A 4462-nucleotide genomic window follows, 5' to 3' on the forward strand; every position below is an offset into this window, starting at 1 on the left:
ACCATTTCCATAATTCCGCGTTTAATTCCCTGCAGTTCGTCGCCACCGCCGATAATCTTTAAGAACAGAAAAACATCAGTAATATCCGAAACCAACACTTCACTTTGGCCTACGCCCACGGTTTCAATTAATATGGTATCGTAGCCTGCAGCCTCACAAAGCATCATAGTTTCAAATGTTGTATTGGCTACTCCGCCTAGAAATCCAGAGCTGGGCGAAGGTCGTATAAAAGCATTTTCTTCTCTGGCCAGTTCTTCCATTCGGGTTTTGTCTCCTAAAATAGAGCCTTTATTGAGTGACGAACTTGGATCGATAGCCAGAACTGCAACTTTTTTCCCCTTTTTTAAAAGCAGCCTTCCGAAGTTTTCAATAAAAGTAGATTTTCCTGCGCCCGGTACACCGGTAACACCAATTCTTACAGAATTTCCTGTGAAAGGCAAAATTTCTTTCAAAAGCTGTTCGGCCAATTCACGGTGTTCAGGCTTTTTACTTTCTATCAAAGTAATGGCTTTTCCGAGCAATCTTTTATCGCCCGATTTTATTCCCTCAATAAGTTGTTCTACAGAAAACGTTTTCATTTAACCAAAAATACAAATTCTTTCAGGATAATAACTTAAGTGGGGAATCCGACAGCGTCATTATTTTTGAATTTTTTGGTCTGAAGCCATTGTAAAGAGAATTTTGTTTATTTTTGAAAGAAACAAAGTATTTAAATATGAAAAGACCTCAAAACTTTACACGGATTACTACCATTTTTTCAGCAATTGCAATAATCGGCTTTTTAACTTCCTGTACGACAAAACCCGCCGTTACCGAAGGAACAAAAACCATGACTGCAGAAAATCTGGCTTTAGGAAAAACACTTTTCGACAATTCATGCGGCAGATGCCATGATTTGCCGAGTCCTACTTCTCATTCCGCTCAGGATTGGGTTGGAATTATGAACGCTATGGCACCAAAGGCAAAACTGAATGATCAGCAACACCAGCTGGTTTACGATTACATTGTATCCGTGAAAAAATAAAATGGATTTAAAACCTGAAATAACCTGGCAGGATTTCGAAAAACTCGATATACGCTGCGGAACGGTAATTTCTGTTGCCGATTTTCCGGAAGCCAAAAAACCATCGTACAGACTAGAAATAGATTTTGGGACGCTTGGCATTAAGAAATCTTCTGCTCAAATTACTTCACTATACCAAAAAGAAGAACTTGTTGGCAAGCAGATTTTGGCTGTAGTGAATTTCCCAAAAAAACAAATTGCCAATTTTTTCAGCGAATGTCTGGTTTTGGGACTATATGGAGAAAACAATGATGTTACACTTATAACACCTTCGCTACCGGTTAAAAACGGTTCTATTCTAGGTTAAACCGATTGCACTATTCGTAAAGTTTAAAATCCTTACTTATGATTCAGCATATTCCTTTAGAAAAAATCCTATTCCTGGATATTGAAACCGTTCCACAAGCCGGAAACTGGGAAGAATTGAATGAAACCGACCAGTATCTATGGGACAAAAAAACCAGAATGCAGCGGAAAGAAGATTTCACTGCGCAGGAATTTTATAATGAAAGAGGCGGAATCATGGCTGAGTTTGGCAAAATCATCTGCATTTCTGTTGGTATTTTAGAAAAAAGTGAAAAACTGATGATTAAAAGTTTTTCCGGTGATGATGAGAGAAAACTGCTCGAAGAATTCGGCGAAATCTTCAATCATCCAAAACTTCACGATGTGATTCTCTGTGCGCACAACGGAAAGGAATTCGATTTTCCGTGGATTGCAAGACGATTTCTGATCAACGGAATGCAGCCACCGAAACCCTTCCAGATGTTTGGGAAAAAACCGTGGGAAATCCCGCACCTCGATACTATGGAGCTGTGGAAGTTCGGCGATTACAAATCTTTTATTTCACTGGAATTGTTGGCTCATGTATTCGGTATTCCAACTCCAAAAGATGATATCGACGGCTCTATGGTTTCGTCAATTTACTATATAGAAAAAGACTTATTTAGAATTGTTCAATATTGTGAAAAAGATGTCTTAACTTTGGCAAATATTTTCCGGCGCATGCGACAGGAAGAATTGCTGGAACGTAAAACAGATTAACTTTTAAAATAAAATGACCTTTGCTGCGGTTTGCAGCCAGGTTTGAACAATAGTAAAATGGCTTTAACAGACGATCAGATCGCCGATATTGGCGAAAATATTATTAAAAATTTAAAAACCGTTTATGACCCCGAAATTCCCGTAGACATCTACGAACTCGGACTTATTTACGATGTACAGATTTCGGACCAGGGTGCGGTGAAGGTAATTATGACGTTAACAACACCCAACTGTCCGGTGGCTGAAAGTTTACCAGCGGAAGTACGCGAAAAGGTTACCGAAGTTGAAGGCGTAACAGAGGTAGATCTGGAACTTACCTTCGAACCTGCCTGGAACAAAGACATGATGAGTGAAGAAGCACGCTTCGAACTTGGAATGTTTTAAAAAATAAATGCCGGAAATCTCCGGCATTTTAATTTCATTCTACACTCCGTACTCAAAAAGTACCGTCCGCTGCACATTTGGATGAATAGACAAAGAAACAGGACAGTTGAGAGCGGTATGTTCAATAAATTTCTTCTGTTCCTCAGTAAATGTTCCGGGAATTCTCACGATACAAAATATGGTTCCGATTCTTTTCGGTTCAGGATGGGTAGATTTTTTCAGTTCGCAGGTTGCACCGGTAATATCAATTCCTCTGTTCTTTCCTAAAACGGCTACTGCCATTAACATCGACTGGCCATAGGAAATACCAAAAATGTCTGAAGGTGAAAAATATTCTGAAGTTCCCCCTTCCCGCAATGGTGCACAGGTAGTAATTTCTGCACCGGATTTAGCATGTTGGGATACGATTGTAAAATCTCCCGAATAAGTAATTGTTGAAGTCATAGCATTGCGTTTTTTATTACAATAAAGATAGCAAAATCTTTTTGGTATTTTACGCAAAAATGATATAAGTCACTGTAAATTAAAAATATAAAACAAACATATCTACACTCAGTATCTTTTTATAACGGCTGATTCGGATAGTTAAAAGTGACAGATTTTTTCACTTCAGCGCTTAAGGTAAGTGCTACAGGGCAATTCATTGCAGTATTTTCAATAAAGGCCTTTTCTTCGTCGGAAAAGCTACCAGGAAAATATAAATCACAAACAATTTCTGCGATCTTTCTTGGTTTCGGATTCATTATTTTCTGGAGTTTAGCATAAGATCCTTCAATATTAATTCCTTTATCTTTTCCTAAAATCGCAATGGTTGTGAGCATGCATTGTGCAAGGGAAGTTGCACATAAATCGGTTGGCGAAAACACTTCGCCCTTACCGTGATTATCTGTAGGAGCATCGGTAAAAACTCTGGTTCCGGACTGTAAATGTTCAGATTCGCACCGCAAATCGCCGAGGTATGTTACTTTTGAGGTCATGAGCGTCATTTAAAAATGAAAAATATCTTTGGCTTTATTATAAGCACTTTCGAAATTAAGTAAGTTCAGTGAATGCTCTATTTTTTCGGAAGCCATAAAATTAATGACCTGCTCGGTAGGCATATTTCCGACCAGGTCGTCTTTGGCCATCGGACAACCGCCGATTCCTTTAATTGCCGAATCGAACCTTCTGCAGCCGTTATCATAAGCGGCTTTCAGTTTACTGTAAGAATCCTCATAGCGGTTATGAAAGTGCGCACCGAAATCAATCCCAGGATATTTTGCCGGAATTTTATCAAACAGAAGTGCAATCTGTTCTACAGTTCCGGTTCCGGTAGTATCGGAAAGCAGGATATTTTTAATCCCGATTTCATTAAAACGGTTTGCCCAGAAATCCACGTCTTCCCATTTCCACATCTCACCATAAGGATTTCCGAAAGCCATGGAAAAATACACATTCAGTGTACGGCCATCGGTTTTCAGAAGTTCTGTGATTTTCAGAATATCATTAAAAGCTTCTTCCTGATTTTTATTCGTATTCCGGTGCTGAAAAGTCTCCGAAATCGAAAAAGGAAAACCGAGAATATCAACCTGCTCGTGAGCCAGAGCTTTCTCTGCCCCGCGGTAATTGGCAACAATCACAGAAAGTTTTGTATTTGAAACAGACTTGTCGATTTCATCAATCACCGTTCCCGAATCCGCCATTTGGGGAATCGATTTTGGTGAAACAAAACTACCGCAATCAAGCACATCAAAACGAACATCCATCAAGGCATTAATGTAATCGATTTTCTTTTGAGTCGGGATAAATTCGCCCCAACCTTGCATGGCATCGCGAGGACATTCGGTTAAAAACATTGTTGATTTTTAATTTTCTCAAAGATAATATTTTTTTTGAATGACAGATTTGAGTTTTGCAGGCATAAAAAACAGGCAGTTTGCGGCCATTACCGTCATACAAATTCGCTATCTTTGTTTAAATCAAATTTTATTA

8 protein-coding genes are annotated in these 4462 nt (G+C 38.9%); 4 read left to right on the forward strand and 4 right to left on the reverse strand.

Annotated elements, in window-relative coordinates; genetic code table 11:
* The coding region (gene meaB, locus V5N63_RS11140; RefSeq protein ID WP_332034005.1) for a methylmalonyl Co-A mutase-associated GTPase MeaB at nt 1-578 on the reverse strand (578 nt) is incomplete at its 3' end.
* A 137-nt stretch (nt 579-715) separates the two neighbouring features.
* On the opposite strand from meaB, the gene V5N63_RS11145 reads away from it, so the two are divergent.
* Genes V5N63_RS11145 through V5N63_RS11160 form a run of 4 tightly spaced genes read left to right on the forward strand, consistent with a single transcriptional unit; the run spans nt 716 to nt 2491 of the window.
* Nucleotides 716-1024, forward strand: a complete 309-nt coding sequence (locus V5N63_RS11145) for a cytochrome C (RefSeq protein WP_088468252.1) — start codon at nt 716-718, stop codon at nt 1022-1024.
* 1 nt (nt 1025) lies between these two features.
* Nucleotides 1026-1370, forward strand: coding sequence for a tRNA-binding protein (locus tag V5N63_RS11150; RefSeq protein ID WP_265143668.1), 345 nt, complete (start codon nt 1026-1028; stop codon nt 1368-1370).
* 38 nt (nt 1371-1408) lie between these two features.
* On the forward strand, nt 1409-2107 hold the full coding sequence (locus V5N63_RS11155) for a 3'-5' exonuclease (protein WP_088468687.1): 699 nt from the start codon (nt 1409-1411) through the stop codon (nt 2105-2107).
* A gap of 57 nt (nt 2108-2164) precedes the next feature.
* On the forward strand, nt 2165-2491 hold the full coding sequence (locus V5N63_RS11160) for an SUF system Fe-S cluster assembly protein (RefSeq protein WP_088468254.1): 327 nt from the start codon (nt 2165-2167) through the stop codon (nt 2489-2491).
* A gap of 39 nt (nt 2492-2530) precedes the next feature.
* Here V5N63_RS11160 and V5N63_RS11165 read toward each other — a convergent pair whose 3' ends face one another.
* From V5N63_RS11165 to V5N63_RS11175, 3 genes are all read right to left on the reverse strand, one after another.
* On the reverse strand, nt 2531-2935 hold the full coding sequence (locus V5N63_RS11165) for an OsmC family protein (protein ID WP_088468255.1): 405 nt from the start codon (nt 2933-2935) through the stop codon (nt 2531-2533).
* 119 nt (nt 2936-3054) lie between these two features.
* Nucleotides 3055-3468, reverse strand: coding sequence for an OsmC family protein (locus V5N63_RS11170; protein ID WP_332034006.1), 414 nt, complete (start codon nt 3466-3468; stop codon nt 3055-3057).
* Between the two features lie 9 nt (nt 3469-3477).
* Nucleotides 3478-4326, reverse strand: a complete 849-nt coding sequence (locus V5N63_RS11175) for a hydroxymethylglutaryl-CoA lyase (protein ID WP_332034007.1) — start codon at nt 4324-4326, stop codon at nt 3478-3480.
* Nucleotides 4327-4462 lie beyond the last annotated feature (136 nt).

The organism is Kaistella sp. (assembly GCF_032060305.1).
Taxonomy (GTDB): Bacteria; Bacteroidota; Bacteroidia; order Flavobacteriales; family Weeksellaceae; genus Kaistella; species Kaistella yananensis.